Annotated in this window: 16 protein-coding genes and 1 tRNA gene; 7 read left to right on the top strand and 10 right to left on the bottom strand. The window is 39.6% G+C overall.

The features are described from left to right. Position 1 precedes the first annotated feature (1 nt). Genes B155_RS0110985 through B155_RS0110975 form a run of 3 tightly spaced genes read right to left on the bottom strand, consistent with a single transcriptional unit; the run spans position 2 to position 3,961 of the window. Positions 2–2,686, bottom strand: a complete 2,685-nt coding sequence (locus B155_RS0110985; protein ID WP_018128317.1) for a putative LPS assembly protein LptD — start codon at positions 2,684–2,686, stop codon at positions 2–4. Positions 2,687–2,695: 9 nt separating this feature from the next. Further along, positions 2,696–3,646 (bottom strand): ROK family protein, encoded by a 951-nt coding sequence (locus B155_RS0110980; protein ID WP_018128316.1) that lies wholly within the window; start codon positions 3,644–3,646, stop codon positions 2,696–2,698. Positions 3,647–3,655: 9 nt separating this feature from the next. Continuing rightward, entirely contained in the window at positions 3,656–3,961 is a 306-nt protein-coding gene (locus B155_RS0110975) for an FtsB family cell division protein (protein WP_018128315.1), read from the bottom strand. An 80-nt stretch (positions 3,962–4,041) separates the two neighbouring features. Here B155_RS0110975 and B155_RS0110970 point away from each other — a divergent pair, with 80 nt between their 5' ends. After that, positions 4,042–5,958, top strand: a complete 1,917-nt coding sequence (locus tag B155_RS0110970) for a phospholipase D-like domain-containing protein (protein ID WP_169331298.1) — start codon at positions 4,042–4,044, stop codon at positions 5,956–5,958. Here the strand turns inward: B155_RS0110970 and B155_RS0110965 are convergent. Next, positions 5,942–6,697 (bottom strand): sigma-70 family RNA polymerase sigma factor, encoded by a 756-nt coding sequence (locus B155_RS0110965; protein WP_018128313.1) that lies wholly within the window; start codon positions 6,695–6,697, stop codon positions 5,942–5,944. The genes B155_RS0110970 and B155_RS0110965 overlap by 17 nt on opposite strands. A 245-nt stretch (positions 6,698–6,942) precedes the next feature. Here B155_RS0110965 and B155_RS0110960 point away from each other — a divergent pair, with 245 nt between their 5' ends. Further along, on the top strand, positions 6,943–7,248 hold the full coding sequence (locus B155_RS0110960) for a hypothetical protein (protein ID WP_018128312.1): 306 nt from the start codon (positions 6,943–6,945) through the stop codon (positions 7,246–7,248). Next, positions 7,248–7,406 (top strand): hypothetical protein, encoded by a 159-nt coding sequence (locus B155_RS13880; RefSeq protein WP_018128311.1) that lies wholly within the window; start codon positions 7,248–7,250, stop codon positions 7,404–7,406. The genes B155_RS0110960 and B155_RS13880 overlap by 1 nt, the downstream gene beginning before the upstream one ends. 90 nt (positions 7,407–7,496) lie before the next feature. On the opposite strand, the gene B155_RS0110950 is transcribed toward B155_RS13880, so the two are convergent. Then, a tRNA-Lys gene (locus tag B155_RS0110950) sits at positions 7,497–7,569 on the bottom strand. 73 nt (positions 7,570–7,642) lie between these two features. Beyond that, a complete protein-coding gene (locus B155_RS13665) occupies positions 7,643–8,110 on the bottom strand; it encodes a TlpA family protein disulfide reductase (RefSeq protein ID WP_018128310.1) in 468 nt (155 codons plus the stop codon). Between the two features lie 68 nt (positions 8,111–8,178). Here B155_RS13665 and B155_RS0110940 point away from each other — a divergent pair, with 68 nt between their 5' ends. The 3 genes from B155_RS0110940 to B155_RS0110930 are packed head-to-tail and all read left to right on the top strand — an operon-like array spanning position 8,179 to position 10,474. Next, positions 8,179–8,577, top strand: a complete 399-nt coding sequence (locus B155_RS0110940; protein WP_018128309.1) for an HIT family protein — start codon at positions 8,179–8,181, stop codon at positions 8,575–8,577. After that, positions 8,574–9,008 carry a type II 3-dehydroquinate dehydratase gene (aroQ, locus tag B155_RS0110935; protein ID WP_026167323.1) on the top strand — a complete coding sequence of 145 codons (435 nt, stop codon included), beginning with the start codon at positions 8,574–8,576 and terminating at the stop codon, positions 9,006–9,008. The genes B155_RS0110940 and aroQ overlap by 4 nt, the downstream gene beginning before the upstream one ends. Further along, positions 9,005–10,474 (top strand): lipopolysaccharide biosynthesis protein, encoded by a 1,470-nt coding sequence (locus B155_RS0110930; protein ID WP_018128307.1) that lies wholly within the window; start codon positions 9,005–9,007, stop codon positions 10,472–10,474. The genes aroQ and B155_RS0110930 overlap by 4 nt, the downstream gene beginning before the upstream one ends. Positions 10,475–10,540: 66 nt before the next feature. Here B155_RS0110930 and mdh read toward each other — a convergent pair whose 3' ends face one another. The 4 genes from mdh to B155_RS0110910 all read right to left on the bottom strand — a co-directional run bounded on the left by mdh (position 10,541) and on the right by B155_RS0110910 (position 15,069). Further along, the gene (mdh, locus tag B155_RS0110925) at positions 10,541–11,497 is read right to left on the bottom strand and encodes a malate dehydrogenase (protein WP_018128306.1); all 957 of its coding nucleotides are present in this window, start codon (positions 11,495–11,497) and stop codon (positions 10,541–10,543) included. 73 nt (positions 11,498–11,570) lie between these two features. Further along, the gene (locus B155_RS0110920; protein WP_018128305.1) at positions 11,571–12,446 is read right to left on the bottom strand and encodes an NAD(+)/NADH kinase; all 876 of its coding nucleotides are present in this window, start codon (positions 12,444–12,446) and stop codon (positions 11,571–11,573) included. 6 nt (positions 12,447–12,452) lie between these two features. After that, positions 12,453–13,871 (bottom strand): ABC transporter substrate-binding protein, encoded by a 1,419-nt coding sequence (locus B155_RS0110915; RefSeq protein ID WP_018128304.1) that lies wholly within the window; start codon positions 13,869–13,871, stop codon positions 12,453–12,455. A 4-nt stretch (positions 13,872–13,875) separates the two neighbouring features. After that, a complete protein-coding gene (locus B155_RS0110910; protein WP_040368515.1) occupies positions 13,876–15,069 on the bottom strand; it encodes a D-alanine--D-alanine ligase family protein in 1,194 nt (397 codons plus the stop codon). A 136-nt stretch (positions 15,070–15,205) separates the two neighbouring features. Between B155_RS0110910 and B155_RS0110905 the strand changes: the two genes are divergently transcribed. Continuing rightward, positions 15,206–16,102, top strand: a complete 897-nt coding sequence (locus tag B155_RS0110905; protein WP_018128302.1) for a dimethylarginine dimethylaminohydrolase family protein — start codon at positions 15,206–15,208, stop codon at positions 16,100–16,102. Positions 16,103–16,139 lie beyond the last annotated feature (37 nt).

Below are 16,139 nucleotides of genomic sequence, written 5' to 3'. Positions count from 1 at the left end.
CTTAAAAGCGGTTTCCACCCCCACCACGATATCTTCGTCCGGTTGGAGAAGAGCTTCGTTCTAAATTCTTAAGTACAGGTAACTTCTGGAATAAACTTTGAATTTGTGCATTGTTCAATCTTAAGCTGAAGAAGTAATACTGATTGTCTCCAAAGGGATTGATTTGAAAAGACAGATCCCAACACTCTAAATTACGAGTTAAGTTGAACTGCGAAGGCGTTAGTTCTTCTTGAATGAAATCATATCCCAGTCGAGTGCTGAATCTCCATTTTGGAGTAAGCCTAAACGAGATGTTTTGGGCATTGATTGTAGCGGATTTATTCGGCTTCTGATTAAACCTATAGGTCCAGCTATAATTAAAGTTTAAGGAAACACTCCACGGTGAATTGAATGGTGTTACAGGTTCATCATTAAAGTGCGGATCTATAGGGTGGAACCTGGATTGGTTATAAGGATCATAGATTCTACGATATACAGGAGTATAAACTTCAATGCCACGACTTCCCCCTTTAAACGATGTAGAAGCTGATGCACTAAAGCTTTGTAGTTGGGCTAATTTTTCCCCGTTCTCAATCAAAAAGCGATTTATCTGAATACCTGAAGAATCAACATCATAAAACGAGAAGCGAGCATTGGCACGTAAGCTAAGGCCACTTATTGCACTAGAAGATAATGAAGTATTCATCTGACTAAGCTTCAAGCTGTCAGCTGCAAAATTATAAGACAAGCTGGCTGAAAGGTTGTCAATCAGTTTTAGTTTTTTCTCATTTACTTCACCCGTTGTGTCGCGTTCTACAATTTTGGTTTCAAAGACATTTCGAACTGAAAAATTCAATGACTGTTGTTCGCCAGCTCCAGGGCCTCTAAAAATTTGCCCTTCAAAAATGGAGTATTGACGTGTATTACCCGCCGAATCTATAGGCACCGTTTTGTAATAGCCCCAGTGTTCCTTGCCAAAGTCTGGACGATAACTATAGGTAAGTTGTGGCCGAACCGTATGCCTGAACCCCTGAAATTTCCCGATTTGAGCATTGCTAACCCCATAAAATGTAGTAGAAAATGACAAATTAGTACTGAAATCACGTGCGGTTGCAAAGCCCGGTACTTGGGTAGTTTCAACTCTATTGGAATCGGCATTAAATGTTTTTTGAGTGGTAGCTGAAACCCAATACTCATTATAACTGATACCCCCTGATAAGTTTATAAAGGGATTTTTGGCAAGCTGACTTACTTGGGCACTCACACTTTGCTTAACACCATACTGATAATGATCGTTGTTTCCGGTGGCTTCTTCGTACTTATCGGGATCAAACAGAGCTTCTAGAAAAGTAACTTCAGCAGAATCGGCATCAATCGGATCGTATTCGAATTTAGATTCTAGATTGTTGGCGTATCGAATAGAAAGGGTTTCATACCATTTAGCATCTCCAGTTCCTTTCTGAAAAGGAGTTAACGTCTTTAAGCTAAAATTTGCAGAAGGACCACGTAAATTGGTGGTGTTTTCACTAAAATTTTGATTCAATTGAGAGCTAATACCAAATGAGAATAGGTTTTCAGGATGCTTATACTGATAGGATAATTTTGAATCTGAGTTCGTACTTGCACGGTCATCGATGTCGTATGAGTTTCGCTTGAAATAATCCGCCGTTCTTAGGTTGATGTTCGCATTTAGCGAAGCGTAGGGCGAAAAATCTTGATTATGTGTTAGCGATAGGCTCTTTTGAACCGTAGTGGTAAAGTTGGGATCGGTTTTTTCTAGCCCACGTTCTTGGGAGTACCCAATTCCTATATTACCTGTGTATTGATCTCTATTAGCATATTGAACATTACTAGATAAATAATAGGAGCCTGAAGTAAATATATCCGTGCTTATTTGTCCAGTAATGTAATCGTTGAAGTATTGAAACCAGCCTAAGTTTTGTAATCCAATCCCTCGCGTTGATTGTGCTTCAAATGCATAGGATGGTGTTAAAAGTCCTGACCTCTTCTTCTCAAGATCTGCAGGTACATATCCAAATGGGAAGATGAGTGGGTAAGGGATATCTAAAATATAAAGCCGAGCATTCGAGAAGAATATCTCTTCTTGGTCTACCACCTTCATCTTTTTGGCTTTGATGTAGTAATAGAGGTAATCAGGAGGGCAAGTAGAGTAGATGCCGTCCTCAATAAATACTTCATCTTCACTTACATTTTTAACCCGCGAGCCAATCAGGTGCCCTTCTGCTACTTTCACTCGTGCCGATTCAAACCGACCTTTTTGAGTTTTGTAGTTAAATAAGATATTCGTGCTCTTTATTTCATCCGATTCACGCTTTAATACGGGGTAAGATAAGGTATCCTGTTCGGATGCTGCCGCCGCTTCAACTTCGCTTTTCTTGAGGTCCATTTTAATAGCGCCCGCAGTAAGCTCACCGGCAGAATGTGAGACCCTTGCCGAACCATATAAAAATGCTTTTCGGCCTTCAGTAAAATCAATAACAAGTGAATCGCTCGATTGATACTCAACCGCATCTTTTACATTGCTTTTTTTTTGTGCTGAAGCAGGTTGAGTAGTAGGCGAATCAGCACCGTCTTGAGTACGCACTTTATCTGGACCACTTTGCGCAAGTAGGCTACCACCAAAAAGTAAGGTTAAGCACAGGCAACAAAGAATGCCGCCAAAGCGCTTAAAGTGACTATTCAACATCGAGACAATTTAAGCAAAAGATTTAAAAGCGAGTGCAGCAGCACCCAATAAAGCACTATCGGTATTTGAAGGTTCAATGCATATCTCATGACCATTGAGATATGGCTTCATTAAGTATTCCTGTATAGTTTTTTGAGCAGATTCTAGTATCCATTGCCCTGTTCCCGAAACGCCTCCAGATAGAACATATTTTCTGACGTCAAAAATGTGCGTGTAATTGATAATGGCATATCCCAAATACTGTCCGCACTCTTGCAAGATGCTTTGAGCGAGAGTATTGCCATTATTGGCTTCTTCATATAAATGAATGGGCTCTAAGAGATCGGGCTGGTCTTTGAACGATTGGTATAGCGGGTTATCAGGGTGCTGAAGTATTTGATGCATCGCTCTTCTACTCAAAAATCGTTGCCCTAAGTAAGCTTCTACGGTGCCTGGGGTTCTGCCATTCGATTTCGGGCCATCATAGTTGATAATCATATGCCCTAATTCTCCAGCCATTCCTTTGGGGCCTTTAAAAAGCTCCCCGTCAAGAATCACGCCGCCACCAACTCCTGTGCCCAGTGTTATCGTAATGAATGAACTGAAGCCTCTTTCTTTTGCAACTCCATAAAAACTAGAGCCCAGCGCAGCTATATTGGCATCATTCTCAATTCTACAAGGTAAGGCCGTTCGCTTCCGGATTTGTTCAGCGGCATATACTGTTTCCCAACCAGGAAGATTAGGTGGGTTGTACACCGTTGTTTGATCTAGGCTTACCATGCCTGGAAGGGCAAAGCCAACTCCAATTAAAGAGTGTTGCTCATTAAATGTGTTGATGGTCTTGCTAAGCTGCCCAAAAACAAAATCAATTCCCTTATCAGCTTGGGTTGGATAGCTAACACGCTCTATAATTCCTTGTTTATCATCAACAACGGCAATGCGGCTGTTGGTGCCTCCAAGGTCTACCCCAATGGCTTTCATTTACCCTTCTTATTTTGTTCTTTTGATCTTGTACACGGTCTCACCTGGCTTACGCATGCCGTATTCCTCACGAGCAATTTTTTCTAAAAGAGCAGCGTCATTATTCAGGTTTTCAATCTTCTCTTTTAGTTCATCTGAAGATGCATTGAGCTTCTCAATCTTTTCATTGAGATCAGCTTTCTTTGAATTGAGTTCAAATCTAGCCAAAAGGCTATAACTATCAATAAAGCCAAACCAGATTAGCACGAAGCTTAATAGCAGCACTACTAAAAAAGACTTTTTCCAATGTATGGGGTTAAAAAAAGCAGTGTTCATGTGTCGCAGATGGTATATATTGACATGATATGCTGCCAAAATACGTTAAAATGATTACTTATAATAATTTGATAGCAGTAATGAGAGAGAAAAGAATTTGGTTCATTCTGGTACTTTGTGCCCTGCCTTGGCTAAGTGTAACTGCACAAGATCAAGAGCAAGAATGGATTCGTGTATATTTCAACATGCCAGTTGATACTACCGTTAGGCAATCTGGTGTAATGGCTAATAGCGAGGTTAATTTACCTAATACGCTCATTGAGTTGATGGGGGATGCCTCCACTTCCATTGATCTCAGTATTTATGATTTAGAACTACCAAGTGTAGCTACTGCACTAGTCGAAGCCAAAAAGCGAGGAGTTCAAGTGCGTGTGATCACTGATAATTTCAATAGGTTCGATGGTGGATATCTAGATGAAGTAATCTGGCAAATACTTGCTGATGGAGGTGTTATTTCTATGGATGACGATGGAGATATCTATTTACCCAATGGAGAAATATCAGATCATAAGCTGGTGAATGCTGGAGCTGATATGCATAACAAATTCGCAGTTATTGATGAAGAGCTAGTTTGGACGGGGTCTACCAATTTAACCTATACCTCAAATTTTAATACAAATTCCGTAATTGTAATCAAAGACCGTGATGTGGCTAAGGTTTACACTGAAGAATTCGAACAAATGTGGGGTGGTGATGGGGACTATCCTAATCCAAACAAAGCGGTATTCCACAAAGACAAAAAAGATGTTTCAGACCATGTATTTGATGTAGGTGGAACTAAAGTTGAAGTCTATTTTGCTCCTATCAATCGAGATCGTTCAAAGCCAAGTGTCTCGGAAAAGATTGTTTCTATTATTGATGCCGAAACACAGCATAGTCTGCACTTTCAGGCGTTCGCCATTACACCAACTATTCCCATAAGTAAGGCATTATGGAGTAAATCATCTGATACATCCATAACCCTCACAGGTTTAATTGACCCCGGCTTTTATAGTAGGTACAAAAAAACGAATACCATTTGGGGTAGTGAAGCTGCTAATACAGGAAATAGAGCTGTTATGCCAGCACGCGAAACTAGAAAGCTGCACGATAAGCTCATTATCATTGATGCTGAGGATACAACAAGTGCGGATGTTGCAGTAGTGATAGCGGGCTCATATAATTTTTCGAATAATGCGGAGGTAAATAATGACGAGAATACCCTCATTATATATTCTGATGAAATAGCCAATCAGTACTATCAGAGTTTATCAGAGGTGAAAAATCGTGCTCTTAGAAAGTCTTTTGCCCCAGCCCCTCCTATTGATCCGAAGAAATGGTATAAAGTATATGCGGTTAGGGATGGCAATGAATTTGAAATCGAAATTGTGCCTGGTTTTGGCTACCCCGTTCGATTGCTAGGTGTGCAATTGCCAAGCTTATGGGCGGGAGAAGATTCATCCTACTACGGAGCAGGGGAAGCGTTAAAGTACATGAGCAATCTGCTTGAGGGGGGAGAAGTTCAGGTTTCAGATTACGATGGGGGTGAGCCATTCAGCTATTACAATAGAGCATATGGTTATGTGAAAGTAAAGGTGGGTGAACAAGTCTATTCATTGAATCATGAAGTACTCCAAAAAGGATATGGGGAGTATTCAGATCGATTTAGGCAGCACCCTGATTCAATATCTTTGTATAGAGAATTAGAGCGAACGGCAAAATCACAGAAGGCCGGACTTTGGAAGCATCCTTTGAAAGTAGGAACGCGGGTTTCAAGAATAACGGAGGGTAAGAAAGATGGTGTAGCTTTGGCTGTTTATCCCATCAATATAAATACGGCCGATAAAGCCACATTGAGGATGTTGCCAGGAATTGGGGAGGCTTATGCACAGCGTATCATTGATTACCGTGTGCAAAATCAAGGATTTGATGAAGTAGAGGAGTTGCTAGCTATAAAAGGTATTGGTCCAAAGACATTCGCAAAATTACGTGCTTTGGTAACTATCGAGAAACCATAACTGTTTGGTGCAGTGTAGATTTTAAAGTCATTAATACCTTACCAATGATTTGTGAAATTCTAGCTTCGCTAAGATTTAAGTTTTCCGCAATTTCTCTCAGGTTGTAGTCTTCATAGTAGTAAAGTGCTAAGATAAGTTGCTCACGGTCGCTAAGTGTTTGAATCGCTTTTTTCAACTCTAAGGAAGATTCATTCTTTAAAATTTGTGAGTCAGGGCTTTCATACGTTGTATCAGCAATAGTATTTCTTAGAGAAAAACCTGAGTCTTCATCTAAACTCATATCCAGTGATAGGGCCGAGCGTACTTGTACTGTACTAAGTAGGCTCTGGTAATCTTCAACGCTCATGTCAATGTGATTGGCAACTTCAGTATTTGTTGGGGTGCGGCCAAGCATTTGTTGAAGTACGCTAATAGCTTCTTGAGCTGCTCCATATCGAGTACGGTTAGTACGAGATAATTCATCGATAGATCGTAGGTAATCGATAATGCTACCTCTGATGCGGTAATAGGCAAAGGTGTTAAACTGTACATCTTTGTCTAATGTGTAATTATCCAAAGCTTGTAATAAACCAGTAGCCCCAATGTTTAAAAGATCTTCTTCATCACAAAGTGGTGAATTAGGAAGCTTGATCTTATTCACAATACTCTTAATGAGTGGAATTGATTCTTTTATAATGCTTTCACGCAATTGTTGTGTTGGCTTTGCCATGTATTTTGAAACCAGCTCTTGTACGTCCATCCTGAATACCTTCTTATATCTTATGACCTTTTATTAAAATCTTCTAACACTAATTTATTAGAAAAAATTAATAATTAAAATTTTCTAACATTAAAATTTAAAATTTTTAGGCGCGTGAAATCGAGGCGTATGGCTCATATTGTAACATTTTGTAAATGAGTCTCTCTTTTTATAAAAGTTTTTTAAAAAAAGACTTTGGTTTTTGAGAGTATTGCCGATAACAATTTTAGAAAAAGGACGGCATCATGAGTGAAAACAGAAAAACATTACAAGACTTCAAAGGGCTCTATCGTGAACTGATAGAAGCATGTGAAAGAGAGGATGATATTCTTATCTATGAGCGATTAACGGTCATAAAGAAAGAATTAGACTTCCGGTATGTTGCTTCTGAAAACTTATTCGAGTTCTTTACTTACTGTCAGTCGTTGGCAATAAATAATGAATTCGACGAATTGGCCAGACTTTTACAGGGAAAATTATCATCTAATGTCCAAGAAAAAACTGAGGGGGCAGTCATTCTGGATTTAAATAAGTTCAGGAAAGTTATCTAATGAGAAAAAAAACAGATCAGGTATTAGTGGAAAGTATTCGCAAATCGAATAAAGTGCCTAAAAAATTAACAGAAAGTCGGAAGCGGTATCTGCTAAACGACGAGAAAGTATTAGACCGTATCATTGCGGGCTTAACTAAAGACTTACAGCATCTGTAAGTCTTTTTTTTTGGTCTAAACTTTATTCCAACAAAAAACCCCTTCCGAGATCAATCGTAAGGGGCTGGTCAAGAGAGATTCTTGTAAAAGTGAACCGGGAGGGACTCGAACCCTCGACCCACGGCTTAAAAGGCAGTTGCTCTACCAACTGAGCTACCGGTTCTTCCATCGCGTCTGCGAAAGGCTCCAAAGATAAGGGTTTTTACAATTAGATAACAAGGAAAATCTATAAAAAATCAGTCTTTTTTAGATTCTATTATCTTCAGCAAATGAGATTCAAGGTTCTTCTCTGATTCTTCTATAATTCTACCTATCTCCTTCCCATTTTTGAGGATAACGAAAGTAGGGGTGCGTTTTATGTTATTCTTCTCAATGATATCCTTTGGGCCACTTCTTCTATATTCTATGGCCGTATAACTAGTAGAGATATTTGCATTATCAATAGCATTCATCAAGGCAAACATAGCTGGAATTTCACGTTTACTGTCGTGGCACCAGGTGCCCATAAATACATTTATCTGAATTTGATCAGTGATAGCATTGAATGCGGCTACTACTTTCTCATCTGGTTTGTAGCGTTTAGCATACAAATCAAAAATTTTGTGTGTCCGAATCTGTGATTCTGTAGTAGGTCCTGATAAATGATCTTGTGATTGGACGAGAAAAGGCATCCATAAAAAGAGAGTGACAAGAAGATATTTCATCAGGTGTATTTCTAAGTTGTGTCTGTTAACTTAAGCATCATAATGAAACCAATTCAGAAGTAAAAAAAATGTCTACTATTTTTACAAAGATCATAAAAGGTGAAATCCCCTCTTACAAAGTAGCTGAAGATGAACACTACTATGCCTTCTTAGATATAAACCCTGTTGCTGAGGGGCATACATTGGTGATTCCAAAGGTGGAGGTAGATTATATATTCGATTTAGAAGATGATACTTTGAAAGGGTTGATAGCTTTTAGTAAAAAAGTAGCAAAGGCTATTGATGCTGCACTTGTGCCGATACGTACAGGCGTAATTGTTGAAGGAATGGAAGTCCCACACGCACATATACATTTAGTACCTATATATTTTGATGGGCAAGACATGAGTTTGAAAAGAAAAGTAGAAGTTGATGAAGATCGGATGAAAGCCGTGGCAGAAATGATTAGTAAGGAGTTTGAAGAATGAAATTTTTAGTCATAAATGGACCTAATCTTAACATGCTTGGTACGCGCAATCCTGAAGTATATGGAAGCGAAACACTATCCGATATAGAAAATTACATCACTGATCATTTTCCAGGGCATACTTTTGAGTTCTATCAAAGTAATGTGGAGGGTGAGTTAATTAACAAGCTTCAATCTTGTACTGAATTAGGAATAGAAGCAATAGTTGCCAACTTCGGAGCTTATACACATACATCAGTTGCACTGCGTGATGCTTTAGAGGCCATCGAAATTCCAAAAATAGAAGTTCACCTATCGAACATTCATGCGCGTGAAGAATTTAGAGAGCGCTCGCTTACCGGTGCAGTAGTGCATGGGATTATTACAGGATTTGGGAAACAAAGCTACATATTAGGTATTCAAGCAGCAGAACAACTTAGTACTACATCTTGAAGCAATTAAAAGAACTTTTTTCCGACACTATTATATATGGTATTAGTAGTGTATTCGCACGCTTTATAAGCTACCTATTGGTTCCATTTTATACCGATGTATTTAACGCGGATGAATACGGAATCGTTAGTTTAATCTATGTGGCCATAGCATTTCTGAATGTAGTGTTCACCTATGGAATGGAGTCTACCTATTTCCGCTATGCAAAAGACAGAGATAAGGCTAAGGATATCTTCAAAACGATGCAGATCTCTTTATTCTGCACCACCCTTTTATTATTGGGGGTTGTTTGGGTAGCCAATCCTATTATTAATCCATTGATTGGATTAGTGGAGCCATTTCCGCTACTAACCCTAATGTTGGGTATACTCGCTTTTGATACGATGGCTGCTGTTCCTTTTGCTGAGCTTAGAATGGGTAAACGTCCTGTTGCTTTTGCAACTCTGAAAACCCTAAATGTGCTGATCAATATTGGCTTGAATCTATATCTGATATTAGGACTAGGCTTAGGTATTGAAGGGGTGCTAATCAGTAATCTGCTAGCTTCTATAGTAACGGCTAGTATAGTTTGGTTTATGACCCGCAAGTTCTTTAAGGGAAGCTGGGATGCTGCGTTTCTTAAAAAAGCAATACGGTTTGGGTTGCCCTTTGTACCAGCAGGAATTGGTTATGTGATTAATGAGATGCTTGATCGGTTATTCCTAAAAAGCATGGATGCTGATCGTATTATCAGTTTATATGGCGCAAATTACACAGGCAAAGACTTGGTAGGTATTTACTCGGCCTGCTACAAGTTAAGTGTAGTGATGTTGTTGTTTGTGACGGTTTTCAAGTTTGCTTGGCAGCCATTTTTTATGCGGAAATCGGATGACGAAGAAGCTCCTGAGATCTTTTCAGAGACATTCCGATATTTCAATTTAGGAGCGGCTCTGATATTCATCTTCTTTTCACTGTTTATGCCCACCATTGTGAAGATTCAGATCCCGTTTACAGATGCCACAATAATTGGTAAAAATTATTGGCTGGGCTTAGGTATCGTGTCTCCTCTACTATTAGCCTACTGGTTTCAGGGGTGGTACATTAATTTCTCTGCTGGAATATTTATTGGTGAGAAAACAAAAGTATTGGCCTTTATAACCTTGATTGGTTCTACTATAACCATTGTTGGAAACCTACTCTTTGTTGATCGATTTGGGATGTTGGGTTCTGCTTATACAACCTTAGCGAGTTACGCGGTGATGGCCTTGATCATCTATTTCTATTCTAAGAAAGCTTTTGATGTACCTTATAAACTGTGGCAAGGCTTTTTTGCGATTGCCATTGCTCAGTTTGCGTTGGCTTTAAAACCAACTATGACAGGAATGTTCAATTCCGATTTCTACGCTTCGTTATTTGTGTTTGTATTAGCCGTAGGGGTATTAGGCATATTAACCGTGAAGAACTTTTTCCTTCCTTCAGAGATATAAAAAAAGCCCTTTGGAAAACCAAAGGGCTTTAAAATGCAAGTAGTGAAGACCTTAGTCCTCGTTTGTTTACTTATTCATTAGTTTTTTAAAGTCGTTGAGTGTACCACGTACAGCATCAGCCGACTGCTTAAGAAGATCGTTTTCTTCTTTCGTTAATTCAACTTCAATTACTTCTTTAATTCCGCCTTTGCCAAGCTTCACTGGAACGCCAATGTAAAGGTCGTCGATTCCGTACTGGCCATCGATGTACGCACATACTGGGAAGATTCTGTTTTGGTCAAGAAGAATCGCTTCAACCATTTGAGCTGCAGCAGCACCAGGTGCATACCATGCAGATGTTCCCATAAGTCCTACGATTTCTCCACCACCTTTTTTAGCGCGGTTTACGATTTCTTCTAAGCGTTCGTCTGAGATAAAGTGCGTGATAGGCATCCCAGAGAGAGTAGTGAATCTTGGAAGTGGTACCATAGTATCACCGTGGCCACCCATTAATAGCGCCTGAATATCTTTTGGAGATACATTGAGTTCGTCTGCGATAAAAGCACGGTAGCGAGCAGTATCTAAGATACCAGCCATACCCATTACTTTTTCATGTGGAAGACCACTAGCATCTTTAGCAACTTGAACCATTACGTCAAGTGGGTTAGATACAACAATGATAATCGTGTCTGGAGAGTATTTTACTAATTGCTCAGTAACACTCTTCACGATGTTAGCATTGATTTCGAGTAAGTCGTCACGGCTCATGCCAGGGCGACGAGGTACACCTGCTGTAATAACACAAACATCAGAACCAGCTGTATCAGCGTAGTCTGTAGTACCTTTAATACGAGTATCAAAAAGGTGAATTGGGGATGCTTCCCATTGATCTAATGCACGGCCTTTAGATGGGTAAAAGGTTTTATCTCCGTCTTTGCGCTCAAGGTCAACGGCTACAACTTCTTTAGCAAAATCACGCTGTGCAACGCTAAGTGCTACAGTAGATCCTACGTTACCTCCGGCTCCTACAACTGTTACTTTCATTATCTAGATTGTTTTTGGTTATTTTTAGCAATTTAAAAGTCTCTAAGACCCATAAGATAACAATTTGAATAGCTTATTTCTTGTTTCTTCTGCTGTCCTTTCCCCACATCAATTTATTGCGTAGAGTTTCAAAATAATTATGCCCGGGGAGTGTGATAAGCTGGAAGGCTAAGTCGCTTTTTGTGATCTCAACTTCTAAGGGAAGTCCATTTGTTGGGCAGTGCACACCGTCATAAGAAAAACTGACTTCACTCTCCTGTTCATCCACTCTAATTTTAAGTGATTTATCTGATCGAACTACAAGCGGACGAGTAGTTAATGTATGTGGATTAATAGGCGTTACCAGCATGACCCCGGTGCCGGGCAGTACAATAGGTCCACCCGATGATAAATTATAGGCCGTAGAGCCTGTTGATGAGGCAATGATTAGTCCATCTGCCCAATAGGTGTTAATTAAACTTCCATCATACTCTGCGGTGATGTTGATCATGGAAGTTGAATCTTTTCGGGTAAACAAAAACTCATTAAGGGCATGATATTCATTTCCGTCTTGATCTATAGCCTTCAAGAAATGACGTTCGTCGAGGGTATAATTGCCAGATTTTACAGAGTCTAAAGCACTTTCAAGGTCTTCAGCTTTGGTATCGGTCATAAAGCCTAAGCGACCACTATTTATACCGAGAATTGGTTTTTGAGTGTGTTTAGAGATGCGAGCAGTGTAAAGAATGGTTCCGTCGCCGCCAATCACAATTACAACATTCGATTGTTCGATAGACAGTTTATCGTCTTTGGTTTTAATGACTACATCAGGGAAATTAATATTCGTGAGGGAGCACACTTCCTCGCTCACCAAAAACTGAACATTATTAGAGGAAGCCCACTTAATGGCATTTTCTAATATTCCTTTTACTTCGAATTTTCTCGGGTTAGCAACGATAGCAAATTTCATAGTGCCTCAATTTCGTGAAAAGGAATCGAAAGATATAGCCCAGTTATAAGGCCCAAGATCTATACCAGTGATAGATTTATGTTGTAGAATATAAGTGGGTGCATTCCATGTTAAGCTAGTTTTTGCTCCACTAAAATACTTGGTTGAAAATACGGTTTCATCCCAAACGGCATAGGTAGATCCAAGAACTACAGCTGCGTGCTCATTTAGCGTACTTGCTAGTCGGTTCAATAAATGTAATTCAAACGGACTGTCGGTGTAAGCAAAAAGAATTTGTTCATTACCAAGTATTGAGTCAGCAATAGAAGGAGCCGTTTGAATTGTAAAGTCAGTTACAGCATCAGAGCTAATAACTCTAGTCTGAGTCATAAGATCATGAAGTTCATTTCTTTGTGAATTCGGATTGTAGAAGATGTTTACTACTGTAAGTGCATCAGTTTTCTCTAAACTAAACACATTTTTAAATACAGGATTAATGTCACCTGTGATATCACTAACGGTAGCTAGTGTAGATGGGCTAGGTGCGATAATAGCATCCACAGTGCCTTTAGCAAACTCTTGATACAGGCTCGATTCCGTTTTGCCGTGAACGATATCAATTCGACTTAGCTCATTTGTATTCCCAAAGTAATCTTTATTGGCAGCAAGAATGATTTTATCCTCCATTTTTTGGGCCATATAAAAAGCACCGGTTCCAATAGGCGAATCAAGTAATACCTCTTCTTTAGAAACGCTCTCTATTGGGTATATAGAAGCATTCGGATGTGCTAATTTGGAAAGGAAATCCGCGTCTTTTTGGGTTAATTGAAAAGAGATAGTAGAATCATTTTCAATTGAAATACCTTCAATTTCGGTAATAGCTTGTAGCTTGGGATTTTTTACACTCAGTTGCTCATGGTGATAGGATGGATATCCTTTGATAGCATAAAAGCGCTCTGCGATATGGGTTGGGGCATTCAGGGATCCCATGCGTTTAAATATCTGTAGAATATCTTCAGCAACTACCAATCTACCTTTGCCCGAAGAAAATGCAGTGTTATTGTGGAAAAAAGCATCGGGTCGAAGTGTGAAGGTGTAATTCAGAGAATCACTACTTACTTCCCAAGAGGAAGCAATTGCTGGTTGCACTAGGTTATTTTCGTTGATAGTTGTGAGTCCATCATAAATCAAATGTACTGCTCTCAATTCGGCGGCATTTTGTGCAAACAGTGGATCTAGGGAGTGAATAGTATCGTGTTCACCTATGGTCACCTTAACGAAATCTGATTTCGGAGGTGCAGTGGTTGTAGTTGCTGGAGGCGTTTGCTGAGCACTCTCCTCCCCTAAACCCCCGGTAGAATCCACTACGATAACTTCCGCAGATGAAGAACATCCTATGAGTATGGCAACAATAAGTAAAGGAAGTAAAGAGGAGATCGTACGCATGGTGTTATTTTTTTAAACCTTTTAGTCCTTTAATACCTTTTGCGGCTTTTTCATTCAACAAATTCGTTTGATAGCTACGAACACGACCATTCTTAGCTTGATGATTCTGTATTGCAACCGCTACTAATTCTTCGATTAGCGCTTTAAAAGTCAGCTCTGATTTTTCCCATAAGTAGAATGAGAACGACCCAGGAATAGTGTTAATCTCATTAAAGTATACTTTTTTGGTATCGGCGTTCACTAGGAAGTCTAATCGTGCAACTCCTGAAGCATCGAAGGTTTTGAAAGTTTGAACAGCGAGCTCTCTAATCTCTTCGGTAAGTTCTGAGGAGATGTCGGCAGGGATAATTCGATCTGCGGAAGCCATGCCTTTTTCTGCATTCCCTCCACTTTGGTATTTATCTTGGAATGAGAGCATTTCAGAAGCACCCATAGGTCTTTCACAAACACTGGCTCTGCAATCGGTGCTGCTTCCTAAAACCGAGCAGTTGATTTCCATCAGAGGTTGAATGGCTTCTTCTACTAGTAGATGAGCATCGTAACGAAAAGCAGTTTCAATCGCGTCGATGAGTTCATCTTTGGAATTCGCTTTAGCTACTCCAATACTTGAGCCTAGATTACAAGGCTTCACGATAAGTGGATAGCCAATCATTTCGGCTTCTTTTAAAATGGTTGCTTGATCGTCTTCCCAATTCTTTTCAAAAAAGTCTAAGCTATCTGTAACAGGAATTTTATTGGCTACACATAGTTGCTTTGCTTTTACTTTATTCATGCCCACGGAAGACGCCAGAACACCACTACCGGTATAAGGAATGTTAAACATCTCACAAGTACCCTGAAAAGAGCCATTCTCACCATCGCTACCATGAAAGGCGGTAACAACAGCATACACGGGTATGGCGGCAGGCTTAGTAAACAGCCCTTGTTTTTCTTGCTCCTTTAATAAAGTTCGGCCCATCTCGTCTTTCACAAAAGCACAGCGCGTGGAGGAAGCTTCAAGTTCGTTGAGGTCTTTGTAATTGCTCAGATCTAGAAGCTTTTGGCCGGTTAACCAGTTGCCAGATTTGGTGATATACAAAGGCGTAAGGGTATAATCAGATTCATCGAGTGCAGCAATTACTTGCATTGCAGTTAACACAGAAACTTCGTGTTCAGGCGAAGCTCCACCGAAGGCGATAATGAGATTTTTTTGGGACATGAAAAAATGTTTGGATTCAGTGGTTGAAAATAGTGATTTACCTGTGCTTTTCATTAATAAATAAGCTATTAAAATTTGTTCCGATTTAGCTTTTTTGCAATCTTTGGTGCCCCTCCTAATTAGAAAGAAATTATCCATGAAGAAAGTTATATCAACAGTAGAAGAATTAGATTTTGAACTATCCGATTTAAGAGAAATGCCAGCTCCTAAAAAGGTGCTATTGGTAAAGCCAACACACTTTGCGGTAGAGTATGTGATCAATCCGCATATGCAGGGAAATATTGGAGATGTAGACAAAATTGCAGCAATGGATGAGTGGGAGCACCTGAAAAAAGCCTACGATGAATTAGGCTTAGAAACGAAAGTACTAGATGGAGAGCGTGGGTATCCTGATATGGTATTCTGTGCGAACCAAAGTTTGCCTTACATCGATGAAGATGGGAATAAAAAAGTGCTGATGAGTATTATGCACGCACAAGAACGTAAAGGTGAAGTAGAGGCTATTCAAAAGTTCTACGAAGAGAGCCAGTATGAAATCCATCATTTAGATGAGTCAAAGTTCAACGATTTTGAAGGAATGGGCGATGCACTGTGGCACTTCAAGAAAGGCTTGATTTGGGGTGGATATGGTTTCCGTTCCTCTAAGGAAGTATATGAGCTCATCTCAGAAAAATATGATGTTCCTGTAATCACCTTTGAGCTTCTAGATGATAAGTTTTATCACTTAGACACCTGCTTATGTATTCTTGATGAGAACACAGCGTTGATTTACCCTAAGGCATTTACTGACGAAGGACTCGCTCTTATCAACAAGGTATTCCCTACCGTTATAGAAGCTTCTAAGTATGAAGCAGAAGAATTGTTTGCTTGTAATGCTACCAGCCCTGATGGTAAAAATGTATTTATACAACAGGGCTGCACGGATGTAAACCAAAAGCTACGTGAGAATGGCTTCAACGTACATGAGTTTAGCACTGCAGAGTTTCTTAAAAGCGGCGGTAGTGTATTTTGTATGAAAATGATGCTCTGGTAAGTTGAGATTTACGCTGTTAAGTGTTAAATCTGTGTGC

This window comes from Balneola vulgaris DSM 17893, from assembly GCF_000375465.1.
GTDB lineage: Bacteria > Bacteroidota > Rhodothermia > Balneolales > Balneolaceae > Balneola > Balneola vulgaris.
This window is presented reverse-complemented; position numbering and strand designations above follow the sequence as displayed.